Annotated in this window: 19 protein-coding genes; 7 read left to right on the top strand and 12 right to left on the bottom strand. The window is 64.7% G+C overall.

The genetic code is table 11. The features are described from left to right. Nucleotides 1–4: 4 nt before the first annotated feature. The 9 genes from AAE021_RS16220 to AAE021_RS16180 all read right to left on the bottom strand — a co-directional run bounded on the left by AAE021_RS16220 (nucleotide 5) and on the right by AAE021_RS16180 (nucleotide 8,873). Complete coding sequence (locus AAE021_RS16220) at nucleotides 5–691, bottom strand: alpha-ketoglutarate-dependent dioxygenase AlkB (RefSeq protein WP_342023327.1); 687 nt, start codon at nucleotides 689–691, stop codon at nucleotides 5–7. Next, a complete protein-coding gene (locus AAE021_RS16215; RefSeq protein WP_342023326.1) occupies nucleotides 688–1,326 on the bottom strand; it encodes a methylated-DNA--[protein]-cysteine S-methyltransferase in 639 nt (212 codons plus the stop codon). Before AAE021_RS16215 ends, AAE021_RS16220 begins: the two co-directional genes overlap by 4 nt. Further along, on the bottom strand, nucleotides 1,323–1,832 hold the full coding sequence (locus tag AAE021_RS16210) for an RNA polymerase sigma factor (RefSeq protein ID WP_342023325.1): 510 nt from the start codon (nucleotides 1,830–1,832) through the stop codon (nucleotides 1,323–1,325). The genes AAE021_RS16215 and AAE021_RS16210 overlap by 4 nt, the downstream gene beginning before the upstream one ends. Before the next feature lie 117 nt (nucleotides 1,833–1,949). After that, entirely contained in the window at nucleotides 1,950–3,596 is a 1,647-nt protein-coding gene (locus AAE021_RS16205; protein ID WP_342023324.1) for a beta-N-acetylhexosaminidase, read from the bottom strand. Then, entirely contained in the window at nucleotides 3,593–4,501 is a 909-nt protein-coding gene (locus tag AAE021_RS16200) for a carbohydrate ABC transporter permease (RefSeq protein WP_342023323.1), read from the bottom strand. Before AAE021_RS16200 ends, AAE021_RS16205 begins: the two co-directional genes overlap by 4 nt. After that, complete coding sequence (locus AAE021_RS16195; RefSeq protein ID WP_342023322.1) at nucleotides 4,498–5,469, bottom strand: sugar ABC transporter permease; 972 nt, start codon at nucleotides 5,467–5,469, stop codon at nucleotides 4,498–4,500. Before AAE021_RS16195 ends, AAE021_RS16200 begins: the two co-directional genes overlap by 4 nt. A 43-nt stretch (nucleotides 5,470–5,512) precedes the next feature. Beyond that, nucleotides 5,513–6,805, bottom strand: a complete 1,293-nt coding sequence (locus AAE021_RS16190; RefSeq protein WP_342023321.1) for an extracellular solute-binding protein — start codon at nucleotides 6,803–6,805, stop codon at nucleotides 5,513–5,515. Between the two features lie 53 nt (nucleotides 6,806–6,858). Further along, on the bottom strand, nucleotides 6,859–7,842 hold the full coding sequence (locus AAE021_RS16185) for an ROK family protein (protein WP_342023320.1): 984 nt from the start codon (nucleotides 7,840–7,842) through the stop codon (nucleotides 6,859–6,861). Then, nucleotides 7,839–8,873: an ROK family transcriptional regulator gene (locus AAE021_RS16180; protein ID WP_342023319.1), complete on the bottom strand. Its 1,035-nt coding sequence runs from the start codon at nucleotides 8,871–8,873 to the stop codon at nucleotides 7,839–7,841. The genes AAE021_RS16185 and AAE021_RS16180 overlap by 4 nt, the downstream gene beginning before the upstream one ends. Before the next feature lie 271 nt (nucleotides 8,874–9,144). On the opposite strand from AAE021_RS16180, the gene nagB reads away from it, so the two are divergent. After that, entirely contained in the window at nucleotides 9,145–9,924 is a 780-nt protein-coding gene (gene nagB / locus AAE021_RS16175; protein WP_342023318.1) for a glucosamine-6-phosphate deaminase, read from the top strand. A gap of 71 nt (nucleotides 9,925–9,995) precedes the next feature. Here the strand turns inward: nagB and AAE021_RS16170 are convergent, their stop codons facing one another. Continuing rightward, nucleotides 9,996–10,547, bottom strand: a complete 552-nt coding sequence (locus AAE021_RS16170; protein WP_342023317.1) for a methylated-DNA--[protein]-cysteine S-methyltransferase — start codon at nucleotides 10,545–10,547, stop codon at nucleotides 9,996–9,998. A 20-nt stretch (nucleotides 10,548–10,567) separates the two neighbouring features. After that, the gene (locus tag AAE021_RS16165; RefSeq protein ID WP_342023316.1) at nucleotides 10,568–12,070 is read right to left on the bottom strand and encodes a SulP family inorganic anion transporter; all 1,503 of its coding nucleotides are present in this window, start codon (nucleotides 12,068–12,070) and stop codon (nucleotides 10,568–10,570) included. A gap of 406 nt (nucleotides 12,071–12,476) precedes the next feature. Between AAE021_RS16165 and AAE021_RS16160 the strand changes: the two genes are divergently transcribed. Beyond that, nucleotides 12,477–14,045, top strand: a complete 1,569-nt coding sequence (locus AAE021_RS16160) for a long-chain fatty acid--CoA ligase (RefSeq protein ID WP_342023315.1) — start codon at nucleotides 12,477–12,479, stop codon at nucleotides 14,043–14,045. Nucleotides 14,046–14,132: 87 nt separating this feature from the next. Here the strand turns inward: AAE021_RS16160 and AAE021_RS16155 are convergent, their stop codons facing one another. Further along, entirely contained in the window at nucleotides 14,133–15,131 is a 999-nt protein-coding gene (locus AAE021_RS16155; RefSeq protein WP_342023314.1) for a DMT family transporter, read from the bottom strand. A gap of 108 nt (nucleotides 15,132–15,239) precedes the next feature. Between AAE021_RS16155 and AAE021_RS16150 the strand changes: the two genes are divergently transcribed. The 5 genes from AAE021_RS16150 (at nucleotide 15,240) to AAE021_RS16130 (ending at nucleotide 21,032) form a co-directional block, all read left to right on the top strand. Beyond that, entirely contained in the window at nucleotides 15,240–15,806 is a 567-nt protein-coding gene (locus tag AAE021_RS16150) for a CGNR zinc finger domain-containing protein (protein WP_342023313.1), read from the top strand. A 168-nt stretch (nucleotides 15,807–15,974) separates the two neighbouring features. After that, a complete protein-coding gene (locus AAE021_RS16145; protein WP_342023312.1) occupies nucleotides 15,975–18,650 on the top strand; it encodes a hypothetical protein in 2,676 nt (891 codons plus the stop codon). 182 nt (nucleotides 18,651–18,832) lie between these two features. Next, nucleotides 18,833–19,474, top strand: a complete 642-nt coding sequence (locus tag AAE021_RS16140) for a hypothetical protein (protein WP_342023311.1) — start codon at nucleotides 18,833–18,835, stop codon at nucleotides 19,472–19,474. Nucleotides 19,475–19,575: 101 nt separating this feature from the next. Then, complete coding sequence (locus tag AAE021_RS16135; RefSeq protein ID WP_342023310.1) at nucleotides 19,576–20,043, top strand: hypothetical protein; 468 nt, start codon at nucleotides 19,576–19,578, stop codon at nucleotides 20,041–20,043. Nucleotides 20,044–20,252: 209 nt separating this feature from the next. Continuing rightward, nucleotides 20,253–21,032, top strand: coding sequence for a sigma-70 family RNA polymerase sigma factor (locus AAE021_RS16130; RefSeq protein WP_342023309.1), 780 nt, complete (start codon nucleotides 20,253–20,255; stop codon nucleotides 21,030–21,032). Nucleotides 21,033–21,035 lie beyond the last annotated feature (3 nt).

The following is a 21,035-nucleotide window of genomic DNA, read 5'->3' as shown; positions in this document are numbered from 1 at the left end:
GAGGCTAGGCCAAACCGGTCATCCGCAGGGTGATGTTAATCCGTCCCGCGGGCAGGCCTGAGTCCGGGTCGGCTGTGCCCGGCAATGTTTTGGGGACGCCGTGATAGGCGAACCGGGATGGCCCGCCGAACACGAAAAGGTCCCCGGAATTCAGCTCAACATCGGTGTACGGGCGGGTCCGGGTTGAAGTATTCCCGAACCGGAATATGCAGGTGTCGCCGATGCTCAGCGACACCACTGGAGCGCTGGACTTCTCATCCTTGTCCTGATGCATGCCCATGTGGGCGCCGTGCGCGTAGTAGTTGATCAGCGCGGTGTCGGGCGTGTAGTCCTCCGGCTTCCAGATGTCGGGAGCGTAGCCCGGCTCGCCGGGCAGGGTGTAGGCCTCGGTCAGCGCCCGCCGCCCCAGCTGCACCAGCCACTCCGGGACGTCGGCAACCCGCCCTCCCCCGGCGTCGTCGGCGGTGCGGGTGTATTTGTAGGGCTGCCAATGCCAGCCCAGACACACCGTCTGCACGGACATCGGATGCCCGCCGGGGAGGACAGCGGCCCGCATTGGCACCGGACCAATGGCCCACTGCCGGCACGCCGCCACAATTTCACTCTGCGCGGCGGGATCAAGCCATCCGGGAACATGGACCGCTCCCGGGCCAAGCTCAGCCCTGGCGGGTGGGAAAAGCGCGCCGGTCACGCTGCCGCCTCCAGATCCAGGAGCAGCCGTTTGGCGTCGGGTCCCCCGCGGTAGTTTCCGGTGGTCCCGTCCGAGCGCACCACCCGGTGACAGGGCACGACGACGGGCAGCGGGTTCAGCGCACAGGCTGTTCCGACGGCGCGGACCGCGCCGGGATTCCCGGTCAGGGCCGCCAGCGCCGAGTAGCTGGCTGTGGATCCATAGCCAATGTCCGGGAGGTGCTCGACGACGGCGCGGCGGAAGCCGGCGGTCAGCCGCAGGTCCAGGGGCAGGTCAAAGCGGCGGCGGGTTCCGGCAAAGTACTCCCCGATCTGATCCGCGGCGTCACGGAGCCGGTCCGGAGCATTGAGGATGCGCGGGCTGATGCGTGCGGCAAGGGCGGCCAGCACCGCGTCGTGGTCCTCGCAGGCAAAGGCGACCCGGACCAGGCCGGCAGGGGTGGCTGCCAGCAGCAGTTCACCCACCGGCGTGTTGACCACCGTGTAGGCCACGTCCAGGATCCCGGTGTCCGCCGCCGCGGCGGCCAGACGGCGCTGCAGGCGGGACAAAACGGCGTCGTCGTCCCCATCCGGGGCGAACAGCAGACCCGGCGGCAGGATTTGGTCCGGGGTTTGTTCCGTAAGAGGCACGCTCATCGGGAATCCTCCAGGTTCAGGGCTCGCAGTTTTTTCATGCCGTCCGCGGCCGACCGGCGGCATGCGGCCTCGGTGCCGCCGAGCAGCACCGCCACCTCCGCGTAGGGCAGACCGCCAAGGTGATGGTAGGCCAGGGCTTCGCGCTGGCGCTGCGGAAGGGTTTTTAACGCCGCCCACAGCGGATCATCCCCCTCGATGCTGACAGCCGCTGGTGCGTTCCGGAATCCACCGGTGACCCTGGTGTTCCCGTCCGCGGCCTCCGGCAGCTCGGCGACCGGAACGGGCCGGCGCCCCGCCGCGCGGTGGAGGTCAATCGCCTTGTGCTTGGCGATCGTGACCAGCCACGCCTGGACATTGGCGGCGGGATCAAGGCCGGGGTATGCGCGCAGCGCGGCCAGGAATGTCTCGGACCAGGCGTCCTCGGCGTCCTGGGGGCCCAGCACGGCACGGCAGACCCGCAGCACGGCCGGTCCGTGCTCCCTGACAATGGCTTCGAACGGTTTCACTTCCACACCCGGTAGACGTTTCGCGCAACTGGTTTGTGAGCTGCCGGTTTACGCTCCCATGCTCTCACCCGCTATCGGGTTCCACGTCTTCGGCACGACGAGTTTCGCGGTGCGCTCCTAGAGGCTGCCTGCAGACTCCCCTGCAACCGCAGCCTGCTCTTCCTCGTAGTCGCGTTTCCAGCCCTCCACCCCGGGCCGTTGCTGCCATGGCTGCGGTCCGTCCAACGGCCGGTACTCCACCCCCAGGGCGTCCAGCCGTGCCAAATGCCCTCCTTGAATCCGGGCCAAGAACCCGTGGTAGTCGCGGTCCTCCGGGCGGGACCAGAAGACCTCAGCGGCGGCACTCAACCGTGGATACGCGGAATATTGCACGCGCCTCGCCGTGTCCAGCTGCTCCGTCCAGATATTGGCCTGGGCTCCCAGCAGCCGTCCGGGAAATTCCTGTTCGACCTCCGGCGGGAGGGGCTCGAACTCATAGACGGATTGAAGCGTGGTCACGAACCCAACCGGTATGGGTTCGTCGTCGCCCTCCGCCTGCCGGTGGTCCAGGTAGAGGCGGTGCTCAGGGCACATGACCACATCGTAGCCCTTTCGGAGTGCCTCGATTCCGCCTTCGAAGCCCCGCCATGATGTCACGAGAGCTCCGTGCGGCAGCTGTCCGTCTCCAACTTCGTCCCATACCGAGGTGGAACGTCCGTGCTGTTGGAGATGCAGGGCGAGCTGCCCAATGAACCAGCTGTGCAACCCCGCAACATCCGGCAGCCCCAGCTCGGCAGCCTTACCGTGCGCCTGGGAGCTGGCCTGCCATTGCGTCAGTGGCACCTCATCGCCACCCAGGCTAATCCATGGCGACGGGAAGATCTCCACCACCTCGTCAAGGACGTTCCGGTAGAACTCCAGCGATGTGTCGGTAACTTCCAAGACCGTTTCGCTGACCCCCCAGCGGGTCCACACTTCCACCTCTGTCCCGCCGGCGCCGAGTTCCGGATAAGACGCGATTGCAGCCTGGCTGTGGCCGGGAACGTCCACCTCCGGAATAACCGTGATGTTCCTTTCCGCGGCGAACGCCACCACTTCCCGCAGGTCGTCCTGGGTGTAGAAGCCGCCGTGCGGGCGGGCGTCGTAGATACCTGTCCGCCAGGATCCAAGGGAGGATTCCCGGCGCCACGCTCCGATCTCCGTCAGCTTTGGATAGCGGTGGATCTGGATCCGCCACCCCTGGTCATCGGTGAGGTGCAGTTGCAGGATGTTGAGCTTGTGCATTGCCATCACTTCGATGAAACGCAGGAGGCCCTCTTTGGGCATGAAGTGCCGGGCGACGTCAAGCATTGCGCCGCGGTATCCGAAGCGGGGGTGGTCCTCGATAGTCGTCCGCGGGACATTCCACGGCTTTTCCGCTTGGCCCGAGGGTACTGCGGGTGCTTGGCGGAAGGACGCAGGCCCCATGAGCTGCAGGAGAGTCTGCGCAGCGTAGAAGGCCCCGGCCGGACCCCCGGCACGGATGACCACTGATGTGTCCACGTCCAGCCGGTACGCCTCGGCATCCAGTTCCGGGTCCAGCTGGAGGCGGATAGTCGCGTCTGCTGCCGGCGCAGGGTGAAGATCCCAACCGGTAGCGGCACCCAGCGCCCGGGCCAACCAGCGTCGCGCGCTGCCCAGCCCGGCATCAGAGCCCAGAGTGGTGGCGCAGCCGAGCTGAAGATCGCCGGTGCCGTCCTTGACGGTCCACGGCTGGGGCACCAGGTTGTGGCTTCGCGCCGTCATCCCTTGACCGCCCCGGCGAGTCCGGACACCAGCTTGCGCTGCACTGCAATGAAGAAGATCAGAACCGGGATGGTCATGATCACGGAGCCGGCCATGATGGCACCCCAATCGTTTTGGTCGGGTTTAAAGAAGGTCAACAGTGCCATGGGAAGCGTTTGGTTCTCCTGCGCGGAGATGATGAAAGTCTTCGCGAACAGAAAGTCGTTCCAGGTGGAGATAAAGGAGAAAACGGAGCATGCCACCACTCCGGGAGCAACCAGCGGAAAGAGGACCGAGCGGACAAACCGGAAGCTGCTGGCGCCGTCCAGCCGTGCCGCTTCCTCGATCTCCACCGGCACTGCGGCTACGAAACCGCGGAGCATCCAGATGGCGAAGGGAATGCTGAAACACACGTGTACCAGCACCAGTGAACCCAGTTGATTGAGGCCCACCAGCGGGATCGCCCCGCCTGCGTCCCGGAGCAGGAAGAACAACGGAATGGTCAGGGCTTCCACCGGCACCATCTGCGACACCAGGATGATGATCAGGAGCTTGGTGCGCATCTTGAAGTCGTAGCGGGTCAGCGCAACTGCTGCCAGAAAGGCCAGAACGGTGGAGAGGACCACCACTGTCAGGGCCACGATGACGCTGTTGAGGAAGTACTGGGCGAAGTTGTTGACGGACAGTACCCGGATAAAGGAATCCAGGGAGGGTTCCAACGTAAACGGAGCCGCGTCGCCCGAGTCGAGCGCAGTTTTGGGCTTCAGGGCAGATAGCACCATCCAGAACAGCGGAAAGGCGACGCACAAGGCGATAACCAGGGCCGCGCCGTCGGCGCCGAAACGCTTCCTTCCGCTTTTACGGAACTTTTGGCGCACTGCGGGGGATGCCTCGTTACTGCGGGTGGAGATATCGATCGCGGTCACAGTACTTCGCCCGTTCTCTTAAGGATGCGCAGGTACACGAGGGTAATGATCATCAGCAGGGCGGTCATGATGACGCCCAGAGCCGATCCAAGTCCATAGAGGCTGGCTGCGAACGCCTGCTGGTATCCGTAGACGTTCAGCACCAGGTTCTGTCCGGCGATGCCTCCGCCGTTGGTCATGATGTAAATCTGGGAGAAGATCTTGAAGTTCCAAATAATCGACTGGATGGTCACCACCATGACGATGGGACGGAGCATGGGAAACATGATGCTTCGGGCGATCCGCGGCATGCTTGCGCCATCGATGCGGGCTGCTTCAATGACTTCGGTGGGAATCGCCTGAATTCCCGCATATACGGTGATCAGCACGAACGGGAACGAGCACCACACCACTTCGCTGGCCACCAGTCCAAACCCGGACCATTTGTCGTAAGTCCAGGAGTGGCCGGCAAACTGTGTCAGGCCGACGGACACAAGGGTCTTGTTGACCAATCCGAGCGTGGGTTCGAACAGGAAAAGCCAAACGGCACTTCCCGTGACGGCTGGTGTTGCCCAAGCCCCCAGGGAGACGACAAACAGCGTTGTCCGGACCCAGGGACGGAGCCGGGTGGCCAATACCGCGAGCGCACTGCCCACCAGCAGGGTGAGCACCACGCAGACGGTGGCAAAAACCACCGTGTTGCCCAGGACCGTCCAGAACTGCGGGTCGGCAAAGAGCTTCTGGTAGTTTTCCATGCCGGTGAACCGCAGCGGTGCCTGGCCGCTGACCTGGGCCTGACGGTAGTCATACAGCGAGATGTTGATGAGCTGGAAGATGGGGTACCCCAACAGCGCGATCAACACGATGAACGCCGGTGCCAGGTACAGCCACGGCTCCAGCCGGCGTTTGAACGTGGAGCGGCGAACCAGTTTTCGCTCTGGGGTGTTCAGCGGCTGGCCGCCGGCCTGCACCGGGGCCAGGGCTGTCATGCTGCCCACCCCGGCGCAGTCCTAAGGGATTGAGGATTTTTCATTACTTGGACCCGAACGCTGCATTCATCGCACTGGCAGCCTCGGTGGTCGCAGTCTCCACGTCAGCTTTGCCGGTAACGATCTTCTGGTACATGCCGGTGAAGAAGCCCTGGGCATCAATGGTGGACCAGGCTTCCGTGACCGGGACAAAGTTGGTTCCGGCGCCGAGGGTCTCGATGAAGGGTGCCACCTGCGGGTTCGACGATGCCACTTCATCCTGGACGTCGGAGAACGTGGGCAGGTTACCCATGGCATCAAACATCTTCTGCTGGTATTTCTTGCTGGCCAGCAGCTTCACGAAATCGGTGGCAAGTGTGCGGTGGGTGCTGCTGTTGAAGACGCCCAGGTTATTGCCGCCGGCAAAGGCGGGGGCAATGGTTCCTTCGGTGGTGCCGGGGAGCGGCACCACGGCAAAGTTGTCCTTGATGGCGCTCTCCGCCACAGCCTTGTAGTTGAAATCGCCGCCAATGGTCATGGCAGAAGTGCCGGCAACAAACTGCTGGACGCTGGCATTGCCGCCGAACTCAGCACAGGTCTGGGCGGGGCAAATATCGTCTTGGAGGAGGCGGGTGTAGGCGGCCACTCCTTCACGGGATTCAGCCGAGTCCAGGCCGGAGACGAACGTTTCGCCTTCCTTGGTTGCAATGTTGCCACCGTGGGCCCAGAGGTAGGGCATGGCCGCGAACTGGGCCGCGCCACCAACGGAAATCCCCAGCATATTGGGGTTGGCCGCCCGCATGGCGCGGGCAGCGGATTCCACCTCATCCAGGGTCTTGGGCACCTCCAGGCCTGCCTGCTGCAGAAGGTCCGTGCGGTAGTAGAGGGCGCGGACGCCAACGAACCACGGCACTCCGTAGTTCTTGCCGTCCACCTCAGTGGTGGCAAGAATCTTGCTGTCCAGGTCCTTGGACTCGTCCCAGTTCTTGATGTCTTCGCTTACGTCAGCCAGGCCGCCGGAAGCCACATAGCTGGCCAGGTCCGTATTGCCGAATTCAGCAACATCCGGCGCGCTGGAAGGATCATTGAAGGCAGCCTTGAACCGTTCCGCCCGGCTGTCCACCGGGATGTACTGAATGTCGACAGAAGCCCCGCTGTGCGCAGCCTCGAATTCCGTAACGGCTTCTTCCACCACGGCGGACTTGGGGTCCTGGTTCACCTCGGAGAAAAGCCAGACCCTGATTGTTCCGCTGGTTTCATCTTCAGTGGCAGCTGCGTTGTTCGAGGTGGGCGGGGCACAGGAGCTGAGCGCGAGGGCGGTCAGGGCGACTGCCACGACGGTGCGTGCGAGTTTCAAGAGTCCTCCAAGGGTGGGTGGAATTGCTGACGGTTGGCCGGCGGGATTACCGGTCAGGGGATAGCGGTGAGAGCCGATAGTCGCCCGGCAGGCACAGCCGTTGGTGCCCGTGAGTGCGGCGGCAGGGCAGCAGCGCCGAGGGCGGCGAGGGGGATGTCGGAGGGGAAGAGTTCAAACCGTTCCGGAAGGCCAAGGGACTCCACAAATCGGGAACCACGCGCCCGCCGCCTCAGGTGGCTGCGGATTCCCTCTGTCAGCGGGGCGCCCAGGGCGGCCATTCCCCCACCGATGAGGATTCGCTCCGCTCCCGTGGAAAGCGCGAGGAGTTGGATCGCCAGGGCAACGCCGCGGCACAGTTCAGAAGCAGCGCGCCGGGCCGTCTCGTCCCCCGACAGGGCGGCGGCGAAGGGGTCTTTCTCCGCGTCCTTGGGCCTGGGCCACATCCGGGAGAGCGCCGATCCTGAGGCAAGGGTCTCAAGGCAACCCACCTGGCCGCAGGGGCAAAGAGCTTTTCCGCCGACCGGAAAATGACCGATTTCTCCCTGCATCCCGTCCGCACCGCGGAGGACCTCACCGTTCAGGACGACGGCGGCCGCCATGCCGGTGCCAAGGTTCAGGTATGCGAGCGTTGACTCCGGGCCATGGCTGGATCCGGCAGCTGGATGTTCGCCGGCGCGGGCGCTGACAATCCCATGTGCGCCCAGAGCCGCGGCCTTCACATCGTTCTCGACAACGACCGGCATGCCGAGCTCACTCTCCAGCTCTGCTGCGAGGTTGATCGAGTCCACGCCAAGGTTGACCGCATGGCGGACGACACCGCTTTCCCGGTCTACAAGTCCGGGCATGCAGGCGCCGACAAAGTCCATCCTCTGGCCACCAGCTCCCGCCACCGCATCCCGGGCTAACGCGGATGCCACACGCAGGATGCCCTCCGCGCCGTACCCGGAGGGTGCCGTCCGCAGGACTACAAGTGAGCCGTCATCACCCAGTACTGCTGCAGCTGTTTTGGTCCCGCCAATATCCAGTCCAAGTTTCATGCCACACCCAGCTGGTTCCCGAGTACCAGCGCGGAGGCGCCACGCAGAACGATGTCGTGGGCGTCCGCGGCAAGCCTGACGCTCACCGGCGCCGGCTCCTGCCGGAGCAGCCTGGAGAGCAGAGTCCTGCGCGCGGCATCAAGCAGCACTCCGTCGAGAAGTTGCGCCGGACCGCTGAGGACCACTTCGGAAAGGTCGAGGGCGCCGACCACGGGGGCGAGAGCCACTGCCAGGCGGTCCCCGGCGGCCTGCAGCATGGCGCGGGCGGATGCTTCCGGATCAGATGATCCCGCAGCCTCGCGCAGGTTCTTCTCCAGGCTGGGAACCGACATCCAGGTCTCCAGGCAGCCGGTCTTCCCGCACTTGCAGAGGGCGCCGCCATCAGTGCCCACAGTTACATGACCGATTTCTCCGGCCCCGGAGTGGGCACCCCGGACACGCTCGCCTCCGACGATAATTCCGGAGCCGACGCCACGGCCAATCTTCACCAGGATCATGTTGTCGCCGCCGTCGCCGAAGGTGTACTCGGCGTGGGCGGCCGCCGCTGCGTCATTGGACACCAGCACGGGCATACCCGTGTGATCCTGCAGCAGGTCGCGAAGGTTGACGTTCTTCCAGCCCAGATTGGAGGCCTCGACGACGATGCCTTCAGGACTGACGATTCCCGGCGTTCCAACACCAATCCCCAGCAGCGGGGCGGTGGACAGCGCCATGGCGTCCCTGGCCAGTTGCAGCACTTGGCCGATTAAGGCCTCCCCGCTTTCCTCGGTAAAAGAACGCTCCAGCCGGGAAACGATGTTGCCGTCAAGGTCCAGGACGGCGGCACGCATCACGCTGGTCTCAGCGAGGTCCATTCCAACGATTTGCAGTCCACGGCGGTTCAGATCAATCAGCATTCCCGGTTTGCCGGGGCGGATTTTGTCCGAATGCCCCAACTCCACGACGTGGCCGCGTTCAATCAGGTCCAACACCAGATCCGACACGGTGACGCGGGTCAAGCCCAGTGCGCGGGAGAGGTCGGCGCGGCTCATTGCACCCAGTGTGTGGAGCGTCTGACGCACTACCGAAAGGTTCCTTGCGCGTCCGTCCGAAGGGACTGTCCCGATTCCGGAACCGGCGCTGAGGACACCTTCAGGTACTTTCGTCATGTTTGTTAGTAAACTATACTAACTATCGCCTGGCAAGTGTTTTTCCTCACATGTCTGCGATCCGACGGCCCGGACGTTTGACAACCAGCGATCCACCCGCGGACGGGCCAGCAGTCCTCCTTCCTGACACCCCGGCTGAAAGTGTGGCTATCGCATGGAAATCATCATTCTTCCCACCGACCTGGATGTCGCCGGGAAAGCAGCGGACGCCATAGAGGAGCAGGTCCGCAGCGGCCCCACGAACTTGGGGCTCGCCACGGGGCTCACGCCCCTGGCCACCTATCAGGAACTCATTGAGCGCCACCGCACCGGCGGCCTCAGTTTCGCGAACACCAAGGCGTTCCTTCTCGACGAGTACGTGGGCCTGCCGGCCACGCATCCGCAGTCATATCACTCCGTTATTCGACGGGAATTCACCGGCAGGGTGGATTTCCGCGCAGACGCCGTGCACGGACTGAAGGGGACTGCCGCGGATCTCGCAGCCGAAGCTGAGCGATACGAAAACGTCCTCGAAGCATCGGGCGGCGTGGACATCCAGATTCTGGGGATCGGTACGGACGGCCACGTTGGCTTCAACGAGCCGATGTCCTCGCTTGCTTCGCGGACGAGGATAAAGACCCTGACTCAGGGGACACGTCAGGACAACGCCCGCTTTTTCGAGGACGGTGAGGCTGTTCCGGACCATGTGCTGACCCAGGGCCTCGGGACCATCCTCAGCGCCCGGCACCTTCTGCTGCTGGCCGTGGGCGAGTCCAAGGCGGAGGCTGTTGCCGCTGCAGTGGAAGGGCCCGTTGCGGCGGTGTGCCCGGCCTCGGCCCTCCAGCTCCATCCCCACGTCACCGTCATTATTGACGAGGCTGCCGCTTCACTGCTTAACCATCGGGAGTACTATCTGGATACCTTCACGCGGAAACCCGCGTGGCAGGGCCTGTGACCGTGGCAGCATAAGCCGACCGCTGGCTAGCGGAAGTGCTTATCCGCGGCGCGTGGAATGACGCCAGCGAATTAGAACAGGGCGTCCTGGACCCGGCGCGGATCCTCCAGCCCCAGCAGGAAATGCTTGCGGTCCAGCCCGCCGGCATACCCGGTGAGCTGGCCGGCCGATCCCACCACGCGGTGGCACGGCACGATGACCGAGATCGGGTTGCGCGCGTTGGCCGCCCCCACCGCCTGCGCGAGGTTCCGGTCCCCCAGCTGCCGGGCCAGATCCCCGTAAGAGCGCGTCTGGCCGTACGGGATTTCGCGCAGCAGTGACCAGACCCGCTGCCGGAACGGATTGCCAACCGGCGCCAGCGGCAGATCGAATGCCCGCCGTTCGCCGGCAAAGTACTCGCCCAGCTGGACCTGCGTCCGGAGGAGGACGGCGGCGTCCCCGCCCGCGCTGTCGGCCGGGGCCTGTTCCGGTGCGGAGGCGTCCAGCAGAATCGCCGTTCCGAGACTTCCGGCGGCCGGACCGCGTTGGTGGTTTTCCATGTAGACCGCGGTGAGCGCTCCACCGTCGGCCACGAGGGTCAGGAGGCCGATCGGCGATGGAACTACGGCGTGGACAGCGGTCATGGTCGAAGAGCCTAACCCGTTCAGCCGCCGAGCTGCCCGCTGAGCCGGGACCGGATGGTTTCGGAGGATTCGTTCAGGCCGGTGATCCGCACCGTTTTGCCGTGTGTGCGGTATTTCTCGGTGATGGAATCCAGGGCCGCCACGGTGGAGGCATCCCAGACGTGGGAACCGCTCATGTCAATCAGCACACGCTCCGGGTCCAGTGCGTACTCGAACTGCGTGTAGAGGTCATTGGAGGAGGCGAAGAACAACTCGCCGGTAACCGCGTAGGTGACGGCGGCGCCGTCGTCGTCCAGCGTTCGCCGGACGGTGACAAAGTGCGCTACCCGGCGGGCGAAGAGCACCATCGCGGCCAGCACTCCCACACCGACGCCGATGGCCAGGTTGTGCGTCAGGACCACCACGGCCACGGTAATGACCATGACCGACGTTTCCGATTTGGGCATGCGCTTCAGCGTGGACGGGCGGATGCTGTGCCAGTCGAAGGTCGCGATGGACACGTAGATCATCACGGCCACCAGCGCCGCCATGGGGATCAGGGCCACCACATCGCCGAGCACCACCACCAGCAGCAGCAGGAACACGCCGGCGAGGAAGGTGGAGATCCGGGTGCGGGCGCCGGAGGCCTTCACGTTCATCATGGTCTGCCCGACAACGGCGCAGCCGCCCATGCCGCCGAAGAACCCGGTGACGATGTTCGCCACGCCCTGGCCCCAGGACTCACGGACCTTGGAGGAGCGCGTGTCGGTGATGTCATCCACCAGCTTGGCGGTCAGCAGTGATTCCAGCAGCCCCACAAACGCCATCGCCACAGCGTACGGGGCGATGATCCGCAGGGTCTCCATGGTCAGCGGAATGTCCGGAAACAGCAGTGCCGGCAGGGATTGGGGCAGCTCGCCCTTGTCCCCCACCGTCGGCACGTTCCAGCCCAGGAGGACGGCCGCGGCGGTCAGGACCACAATGGCCACCAGCGGTGCGGGCACCGCCGTCGTCAGCCTCGGCAGGCCGAAGACAATAAACAGCCCGACGGCGGTGATCGGATACACCAGCCATGGCACGCCCAGCAGCTCGGGAACCTGGGAGGAAAACACCAGGATGGCCAAGGCATTAACGAAACCGACCATGACCGAGCGCGGGATAAACCGCATCAGCTTCGCAACGCCGGCGACGGCCAGCAGGATCTGGAAAACACCGGCCAGGATCACGGTGGGAACCAGGTACCGGGTGCCGTGTTCAGCCACCACCGGGGCGATGACCAGCGCGACGGCGCCGGTGGCGGCGGAGATCATGGCCGGGCGTCCGCCCACGAAGGCAATGGTGACGGCCATCGTGAAGGAGGCAAACAGACCCACCCGGGGATCCACCCCGGCAATGACGGAGAACGCGATCGCTTCCGGGATCAGTGCGAGGGCCACAACCAAACCGGCCAGCGCCTCCGTCTTGAGCAGGCGCGGAGACTTCAGGGTGCCCAGCACTGACTGCCGGACGGCAGGCGTAAGGACAGGTGCCGCGGAGGAGGGCATGGAGGTTTCCTTTGGCTTCTTCGAAGGGCGGATCCACTCCGCCGGCGGGGCGCCCGGAGGGCTGCGGGAGAATCCGATTCCAGATTACTCTCCTGATCCGCAGCAGCCGGGGCGGGCGGCGTGCGGGGCTGAGCTGCAGGCGGGACCATGAACGGGAGGGACCGGGGCGCGGGCGGGGCGGCACGGCGCGCAGGCGGGCCGGCCCCCTGATGAAGACCCTCCGGTTTGTCCTCATCAGTTGGTGGCACGCGGTGGGCGGGAAATTCCCACCGAACACCCGTCCGAACGCGCCTGGCCGGGGTTACACTGCATACATACCGCTCAGTATGTGATGCTGGTCACCGCCCGGTCATAGCCGGCGCCTGCTGCTGAACGTTCGTTCCATGTCTGATCAAAGGAGATCTTCATGCAAAACCTCGCCGGCATTCTCACCGACACGGCGGCCCGGGTTCCGGACCGGACGGTCCTGAAACTGGACGACACCAGGATCACCTATGCGCTGCTCGACGCCATGAGCGCCAAGGTGGCCGGAGTGTTGCGGGACCGCGGCATCGCCCCCGGAGAAAGCGTGGCGCTGATCATGCCCAACATCCCGCAGATGGCGTTCGTGTATTACGGGGTGCTTCGGTACGGCGCCGTGGTGGTGCCCATGAATCCGCTGCTCAAGGCCCGTGAGGTGGCTTATCACCTCTCCGATTCCGGCTCCCGGCTGGTTTTCGCCTGGGAGGGCATCCTCGCCGAAGCACTCGGCGGGGCCGAAGAGGCCGGCGGTGTCCCCGTCATTCCCGTGGACTCCGGCGCGTTTATGCAGCTGCTGGCTGAAACGGACCCGGCTCCGGGGCTTGCCGAAGTGGACGGCGAGGACATCGCCGTCATTCTCTACACCTCCGGAACCACCGGCCGCCCGAAGGGTGCAGCCTTGACGCACAACAACCTGCGCAGCAATGCCGATATCTCGCGGAACCTGCTGCACACCCTGGAATCCGACGTGATTTTCGGCGGCCTGCCGTTTTTCCATGTCTTCGGCCAGACGTCGGCGCTGAACTCCGCGGTCATGGTGGGGGCCTCGATCAGCCTGCTTCCGCGGTTTGACGCCGGCAAGGCGCTGGAGATCATTGAGCGCGACGGCGTGACCATCTTTGAGGGCGTGCCCACCATGTATGTGGGCATGCTGCGGCATCCCGACCTGTCCTCCACCGATGTGTCCACCCTCCGAGGTGCCATCACCGGCGGCTCGGCGATGCCCCTCGAGGTTCTGCATGAATTCGAGCGGGTGTTCGGCACCCAGCTGCTGGAAGGCTACGGGTTGTCCGAAACGTCGCCGGTGGTCTCCTTCAACCTTCCGGGGCCGGACCGCATGGCAGGCTCCATCGGAAAGCCGGTGGAGGGCATGGAGGTGCGGATCGTTGATCCGGAGGGGACCGAAGTGCCGGTGGGCGACGTCGGGGAGCTGGCGGTGCGCGGAACGGGCGTCATGAAGGGGTACTGGAACAACCCCGAAGCAACGCAGGCCGCCATACCGGACGGCTGGTTCCGCAGCGGGGATCTGGCCCGTGCGGACGAAGCGGGCAACCTGTACATCGTGGACCGCAAAAAGGACGTCATCCTGCGCGGCGGTTACAACGTGTATCCGCGGGAGGTCGAAGAAGTCCTGTACGAGCATCCGGCTGTGGCCGAGGCAGCGGTCATCGGCGTGCCTGATGAACTTCACGGCGAGGAAATCGTTGCAGTGGTGGGCCTCAAGGAGGACATCCTGCCGGGGGACGACGCCGGCCGCGAGTCGCTGCTGCGGGAGATCCGCGACTTCGCCAAGGATCGGCTGGCGGCTTACAAGTACCCGCGCCGGGTGGTCCTGACCGATGCCCTGCCCAAGGGTCCGACCGGGAAAATCCTCAAGCGGGAGATCCGCGTGGATGCCGGATCCGCTCCGGAGGCGCCCGTGGACCGGGTGGAACAGACCGAGCCGCAGGGGTAGGACAGCGGTCCCGGCCGGCGGCGGCCCGGACCGCTCCTGCGGGGCCGCAGCCGCTGCGACTCAGGCGGTGGAACTAGGCGGTGGAGCTCAGGCGGTGGGGCCGGGATCGACCGAAACTTCGCCCGGCAGGCCGGCCCGTTTGTCGGCGCGCACCAGGATCACACCCAGGACAATCAGTGCGCCGCCAACCAGCTGGATCGGACGCGGCAGTTCCGAAAGGAGCAGCCACGCCCAGAGGACAGCAAAGAGCACTTCGGTCAGGGACACGAAGGACGCCACGCGTGAACCCAGCCTGCGGGCCGCCACAATTCCGGTGACGTAGGCAAGCACCGTGGACAACAGCACCAGTCCGGCCAGCGGCACCCACCAGGAGGTCACAAAGCCTGCCAACACGACGTCGTCGGTGCTGAACCCGGTGGGCAGCACCCCGGTGGCACCCAGCAGCAGCATGGTTACCGCTCCCACAAGCATTCCTCCGGTGGCCAGCACCAGCGGGGGCAGGGAGTCATTCTGCCGGGCGGTGATAAAGAAGTAGATGGCCAGGCATACCGCGGCGGCCAACCCCCAGAGCACGCCAATCGGATCCACCCGCACGTCACCTGTCACGTCCAGGACCAGCACCAGGCCTGCGATCGCGGCAAGCGCGCCACCAATGGTCTTTCCTCCGGGCCGGCGCCGCGTCGAAGCCCAGATCCACAGCACCATCAGCACCGGCGCGAGGAATTCCAGCAGCAGCGCCACACCAACAGACAGGCGCTCCACCGCGTTGAAGTAAAAGAACTGACAGCCCGCCACACCGATAAACCCGAAGGCCAGTAAAGTTTTCCAGTTGTCGCGCACCTGGTGCCAGCGGCCGTGCAGGGCTATCACAGCGGGAACCAGCAGCACCAGGGCAGCTCCACCCATCCGCACGGCGACGGCGGTGGTGGAGGTCCAGCCGGTTTCCAACAGGGACTTGGCGAAGGATCCGGAGAGGCCAAAAACCGCGGATGAGAGCAGTGCCACCGCCAGGGCGGATGTTCCCTGTCCGGAAGAGCCAAGGGGGTTACGTTCCCGGGGGCGGGGGCTTTGCACGGAGCGTCTCATGGCACCTCTTGGAGGATTCGGATCCTGTCCCTGAGGACCTGTCAGGTTCATTGTGTGCCATAGGGCCTTACACTGGAAAGACTTTTTCCAAAGATGTCAGGGGTCATTATGGCTTTTACACATGACACGGAGATTGCCCTTCAGGCTGTGGCCGCCTTGATCAACACTGGCGTGGCCCAGGTCGACGGGCTTCTCACAGTCGGCGACCTCGATGAATTCCTGACCGAGCAGGGGTTCAGCGGGTCACGCACCCACACTTCGGGGGAACTGCGGGCAGTGCGCCACCTGCGCGCCCGCTTGAACCAGCTGTGGAGCGCAGATGAGGAAAGTCTTGCGGCCGGAGCCAACCAGCTCCTGCGCAATGCCCGCGCCTTGCCCCAGGTGGTTCGCCATGACGGATGGGACTGGCACCTGCACTGCACCTCGCCGGCGGCTCCACTGGAGGACCGAATGGCCACCGAAGCGGCGATGGCCTTTGCCGACGCCCTCCGCGGCGGGGAGCTTGACCGCTTGGGAACCTGTGCTGCCGCGGATTGCGACGCCGTCCTCCTGGATCTGACGAGGAACCGCTCCAAGCGCTACTGCGACACGGGAAACTGCGCCAATAGGGAGCATGTCCGTTCGTATCGGAACAGACAGGCGGATCTGCGCCGGGGTGTGAGCGGAAACAAGTAAGTACTCTTGTTAGATTTCTCACGTGCGGCTATGCTCTGGGTGAGCTTTGTCTGCCTTCTTGGTGGACGGCCATTCCACTCAGTCTCGACTCTGCATTTTTTCGGCCAGGTGTACACCTGTGCCCAGTGTGGGGATGGGGTCTGTGCCAGCACATAAATGGGGGTTTCAATGCAGGACAATACGAGCGCGTTTTACAAACGCGTTGGCGCTCTAGGCGCCGCAACAGCACTGGCGGTGAGCGGAGCATTCATTGCTTCCCCGGCCATTGCTTCACCGACAGGGGAGCCGGACGTCGCGTCCACTGAAGCACCTGTCACCACAGCCACCGAGACCCCGGCCAGCGAGCCCGCCGTTGACGAAACCGTCACCGAGGAAGCTGCTCCGGAAGAGACCGCTGCCGATGAGGCAGAGGCTTCCGAGGAAGCCGGAACTGTGGATCCCGGCCTGGCCGAGGCACTCCTCCGTGACCTGGGCATGACGGTCGAAGAGTTTGAAGCAGCCGGCGAGCTCGGCAAGAAGGCAGCGGATGCCCTTCCCGAGCTTCAGGCAACCGAAGGCTTCGTAGGCATCGCCATCGAAGACGAGAAGATCGTCATCACCGGTTCCGGTGATGCCCTCGAGGCTCTGGCCCTCGAGCTGGACGCCACCCTGGTGGCTCCCGCCGAAGAAGCCGAGCCAACAGAGGCACCCGCCGAGGAAGCCACCGACGCTCCGAGCGCCGAGGCTACCGAAGCCGCCGAAGAGCCGGCTGCAGAGGAAGAAACCGCAGCCCCGGTCAGCCTCTCCGGAGACTACCGGGCGAACATCGAAAAGATCCGCGCCGATTACATTGCCAACGTCGGTGTGCAGGGCCTGCAGTCCATCATGTGGAACGGTTCGGGCTACGTCATCAGTGTCGATAAAGCGGCTACTTTGGGGGACTCCGTTCTCGCGAAGAATCTGGCTGAGGTCGCCGGATCTCCGGCCGAAGCCATCGCCAAAAAGTACGCCAATGTGACTGTGGCGGACGCATCGGGCACGGCGACTCCGGTTGAAGACGTCGTCAACGGCCAGGGCTACGCCAGCCCCGTTCCCGAAGGGGCCGCACTGTGCTCCATTGGTTTCAACGGCTTCAACGCAGACGGCGACGCCGCAGTAATTACTGCAGGTCACTGTGCACAGGACGGCGACGTCACTGAAGCACTCCTCACCGATCCCACAGGCGACCCGGCCAGCGGAACGGATGATCCTGCCCTCCTTGCTGAGCTCGGCACCTGGGGTTTCTCCCAGTTCGGCGGCGCGAAGAATTCACCTATCGATCTGGAAACCGGCGGCAACGTTGGTACAGATGTTGCCGTCATCAACGAGATCAACAGCGAACTCGATCTGTTGCCCGAGGTCACTCAGTGGGAAGACGCCAAGGATCTCACCGCGGCAACCACCAAGATCACCGGCACCGTGGATGCGGTTATCGGCGCGCCAGTCTGCAAGTCCGGCCGCACCACCGGCTGGAGCTGCGGTGAAGTCACCGCACTCGGTGATTTCTACGTGGGTGGCCACAAGGGCACCGAGGAAGATATCCGCGGCGTTTTCGGTTTCGAGTCGACTCTGACGGAGAACGCTAAGCCGGGCGACTCCGGTGGATCAACCATCTCGGGTAACAACGCCATGGGCATCAACAGTGCCGTCGGCGTCCGCGAGGGTGTGGAGCGCATGTTCTCCACCTCGCTTTCCGACGGTCTCTCCTACCTCAAGGGTTATTCAGTTGCGATCTTTGTTGCTGCTCCGGAACTGACCTCGCACGAGGACAAGGGCACCGTTCTCACGGGCGAGGCCATCACCGGTACGGCTCCGGCCGGCAGCACGGTCAAGCTCACCCGCGGCGACGACACCGTCAACATTGACGTTGCAGACGGCGCCTGGAGCTTCCCGGCTCCGTCCACCGTTCCCGCAGACGGAAAGCTGGAGTTCAAGGTCCAGGCTGTCAACGGCTTCAACAAGTCCAAGACTGTCTCCTACGAGCTCACCGTCAAGGAAGCTCCGCTGGCAGCTCCGGTCATCACGAACCCGGCAGATGGTGCGCAGATCGCTGACTCGCTCACGACCATCACCGGCACCGGCGACGCAGGCGCTGAGGTCACCGTCTCCGTAACCGGCAACAACACCGCAGAAGAGGCCAAGGAAGACACTGCCGGCATGCTGGCTGCTGTTGAAGAGACCGGTACGGCCACTGTCGGCACTGACGGAACATGGGAACTCAAGCTCGACGAGGCCCTCACCTACGGCGCATACACCGTGAGTGCAACTCAGGACGGCATCGCTGGTAAGTCTGAGTCCCCCAAGGCCACCGCTGCATTCAGCGTTATCCTCGAGGCTCCGGCCATCACCTCCATCACCGAGGGCCAGGACTTCACTGAAGGCGAGAACCCCAGTGACGTCTCGGGTACCGGCACCGCCGGCGCAGAGGTAGCAGTAACCATCGGCGAGACCACGCTCAAGGCCACCGTTGCCGACACCGGCAAGTGGACGGTCACGGGCTTCCCGGTCCTCGCTCCGGGTACCTACGGAGTCGGCTCGATCCAGACCCTCAACGGAGCAGAGTCCGCATGGTCTCCGCAGGTGAACTTCACGGTTACTGCCGTTGAAGTTGAGGAGCAGGCTCCTCCGGTGGTGCCCCCGGCACCTCAGCCGGGCAACCCCACCCCGACTCCGACGCCGACCCCGGCGCCGGACAACAACGGTGACGGCCTGCCCGACACCGGTGTAGCCGGTATGGGTCTGTTCGCCGGAGCAGGCGCACTGCTCACCGCCGGTGGAATCAGCGCCCTGCTGATCAACCGCCGCCGCCAGATGCAGGATGCATAATCCGCAGCTAGCGTGACATAACCGAAGCGGGTCCTGGTCTTGTACCGGGGCCCGCTTTGGTATTACGTGCATGTATTGGACCGATATCAGGAGGCTCCATGGCCCCGCTCTTCCGACCAAATGACAGCACCGCATTATCAACAAGCTTCCGGCCGGTTTCCCCACGTCGGCCCGCCGTGCCGGTGGCGCTTACCGGCCTTTCGCTGGCGGCTCTGCTGGCCTTGGGCGGCTGCGGCCAGGAAGCCGCGTCGCCGACGGCGCAGTCGCCGGATGCCGCCTCCTCGTCCTCGCCCGAATCGCCGGACACCGCCGGGGAGAGCGCAGCCGGCACGTCAGCCAACAGCCCTGAACCAACGGAACATACGGGAGCGACGCCGTCGGCCCCGGACCCCACCTCACTGACGGAAGACCAAATGACGGATCTCCTCCAGCTCCATGCCCAGCTGAAAACTGACCTGGGGGACGAATATTCCGATGCGTGGATTGAGGACGGCCAGCTCCACGTCGCCGTCACCACGCCGGAGGCCGAAGCAGTGGTCTCCGGCGCCGGAGCCATCCCCGCCAAGACCGAATTCAGCGACCAGCAGCTGCGTGAAGCGGCGGATGCCTTCAAGGCCTGGCTCGGCACCGACGCGGCTCCGCAGGTGCAGCTGCACTGGCTGGCGACAAACGGGCGCACCGGCAGCATCAACGTCCGGGTCCCGGCCGAGCAGGTCCAGCCGCTGAACGATGCCGTTGCCCAGCAGCAGCCCACCGGTGCAGTCAAGGTCATTGTCGAGGAGTCCAGCGGTCCGGCAACCCCCCTCGGGACAAACGCTCCATAAGGGCCCCACAAGGGGGCATAAGCTGTCCGGGCGTCGCGGGTGCTGCCTAGACTTGGGGACGTCGAGCAGACGGCAACACGGCCTCTTCCCAGGACTCCCACATGGAACAGAAGCTGCACAACCTCCTGTATTCCCTGCCAACCCGGACAGCCTGGATCATTGTCGGCAGCTGCGCCGCGTTCTGGCTCATTTGCCTCACCGGCGTCCTGACTCCGCCGGTTTCGGCCCCGCCCGGCCTTACCCTTATGTGGTTCTACACCATGCTCATGCTGGTGCTGGCTTCCGGCCTTGCCGTTATCGGTGCCGCCGCCGTTCTGGTGCTCAAACGCGGCGGAGTGCGGGCCGGCGCCGCCGATCCGGCGACCGCCCCGGCAACGGCCGCTGACAGCGGACCCGACCAGCTGGCGGGGCTGGGCCGCATGTTGGATGGCCCCGGAAACCAGGCGGAGCGCAGCGACTCCCTCACTGCTGCATCCCCTGTCGCGGTGCCGGAAGCATCATCTCCGCCCTCGCCCCCGGCCCAGACGCGCAAGACACCGCACCGCAAACGCCGCACACGGCGTCGTTGACACCCGGCCGGCCGCCAGTTGCTGCCGGTTCGGCGCCGCTAACTGCTGCATTTCGCCCTACTTCTTCTCGTATACCTTCTGCTCAGCGGAGAAGTAAAGACGTCCTTTGGAGTTTTTCACGCCGCAAGCCTTGATTACTAAGGGCACTTCTGTTTTCCTGAGGTAGCAGTCCAGCAGGGGGCTACATAGGAACGACGAAATGCTGCCCCATGACGCCTCCCGAGCTGGATTCCCTCGCCCATTTCACGAAAGCACGCAGTGCCCGCGGTGATCTGCAACAGGCCCTCCACCATGAACTGATCCTGGCGCACCGGGACCTGGCCGACAGCGTTGCCGGGGCCTACAGCGGTCCGGGGCGCGACCGCGCCGACCTTCGCCAGGTGGCCTACATCGGGCTTATCAAGGCGGTACAGCGGTTTGATCCCGCTGTGGGGCGGCACTTTCCGGCCTTTGCCGTTCCAACCATCCATGGCGAGATCAAGCGCTATCTGCGGGACCTGTCCTGGGTGGTACGGCCGCCGCGGGAGGTGCAGGACCTGCGCACCACCCTTGCCAAGGTCTATCCCGCCCTGACCCAGCGGCTGGTGCGGGAGCCCACGGTGCCGGAACTCGCCAGTGAGCTGGGAGTGGACGAAAAAACGGTATCCGAGGCGCTGAACTGCCAGAGCAGCCTTCAGCCGGACTCCCTGGACGCTCCCTTTGAGGGCGGCAATTTGGCGGAGTTCCACGGAAGCCTCGACAACCGGCTGGAGCAGGCGGAAAACCTGGTGATTCTTGCGGCCGCCATCCGCACGCTCGATGACAGCGAACGGGACATCCTGTTCCGCCGTTACTTTCACGAGGAGCCGCAGCATGTCATCGGTGAGCGGCTGGGGATGACCCAGATGCAGGTGTCGCGCCGACTGGCCAGGATCCTGGTCAAGCTTCAGCACGAGATTCTTGGCCGGCCGGCGAAGTCCGGTGCGGGCCCCGAAGCTGTGAGCGCCTAGTTG

Origin of the sequence: Arthrobacter citreus, assembly GCF_038405225.1 — a bacterium.
GTDB lineage: Bacteria > Actinomycetota > Actinomycetes > Actinomycetales > Micrococcaceae > Arthrobacter_B > Arthrobacter_B citreus_A.
Note: the sequence above shows the minus strand (reverse complement) of the source record. Positions and strands in the feature narration are given on the sequence as shown.

Bases quoted from the DNA above. Each gene is read 5' to 3' on its own strand.
- AAE021_RS16215 (WP_342023326.1), bottom strand. From the start codon at position 1,326: ATGAGCGTGCCTCTTACGGAACAAACCCCGGACCAAATCCTGCCGCCG.
- AAE021_RS16205 (WP_342023324.1), bottom strand. From the start codon at position 3,596: ATGACGGCGCGAAGCCACAACCTGGTGCCCCAGCCGTGGACCGTCAAG.
- AAE021_RS16195 (WP_342023322.1), bottom strand. From the start codon at position 5,469: ATGACAGCCCTGGCCCCGGTGCAGGCCGGCGGCCAGCCGCTGAACACC.
- AAE021_RS16185 (WP_342023320.1), bottom strand. From the start codon at position 7,842: ATGAAACTTGGACTGGATATTGGCGGGACCAAAACAGCTGCAGCAGTA.
- AAE021_RS16180 (WP_342023319.1), bottom strand. From the start codon at position 8,873: ATGAGCCGCGCCGACCTCTCCCGCGCACTGGGCTTGACCCGCGTCACC.
- nagB (WP_342023318.1), top strand. From the start codon at position 9,145: ATGGAAATCATCATTCTTCCCACCGACCTGGATGTCGCCGGGAAAGCA.
- AAE021_RS16170 (WP_342023317.1), bottom strand. From the start codon at position 10,547: ATGACCGCTGTCCACGCCGTAGTTCCATCGCCGATCGGCCTCCTGACC.
- AAE021_RS16165 (WP_342023316.1), bottom strand. From the start codon at position 12,070: ATGCCCTCCTCCGCGGCACCTGTCCTTACGCCTGCCGTCCGGCAGTCA.
- AAE021_RS16160 (WP_342023315.1), top strand. From the start codon at position 12,477: ATGCAAAACCTCGCCGGCATTCTCACCGACACGGCGGCCCGGGTTCCG.
- AAE021_RS16155 (WP_342023314.1), bottom strand. From the start codon at position 15,131: ATGAGACGCTCCGTGCAAAGCCCCCGCCCCCGGGAACGTAACCCCCTT.
- AAE021_RS16150 (WP_342023313.1), top strand. From the start codon at position 15,240: ATGGCTTTTACACATGACACGGAGATTGCCCTTCAGGCTGTGGCCGCC.
- AAE021_RS16145 (WP_342023312.1), top strand. From the start codon at position 15,975: ATGCAGGACAATACGAGCGCGTTTTACAAACGCGTTGGCGCTCTAGGC.
- AAE021_RS16135 (WP_342023310.1), top strand. From the start codon at position 19,576: ATGGAACAGAAGCTGCACAACCTCCTGTATTCCCTGCCAACCCGGACA.
- AAE021_RS16130 (WP_342023309.1), top strand. From the start codon at position 20,253: ATGACGCCTCCCGAGCTGGATTCCCTCGCCCATTTCACGAAAGCACGC.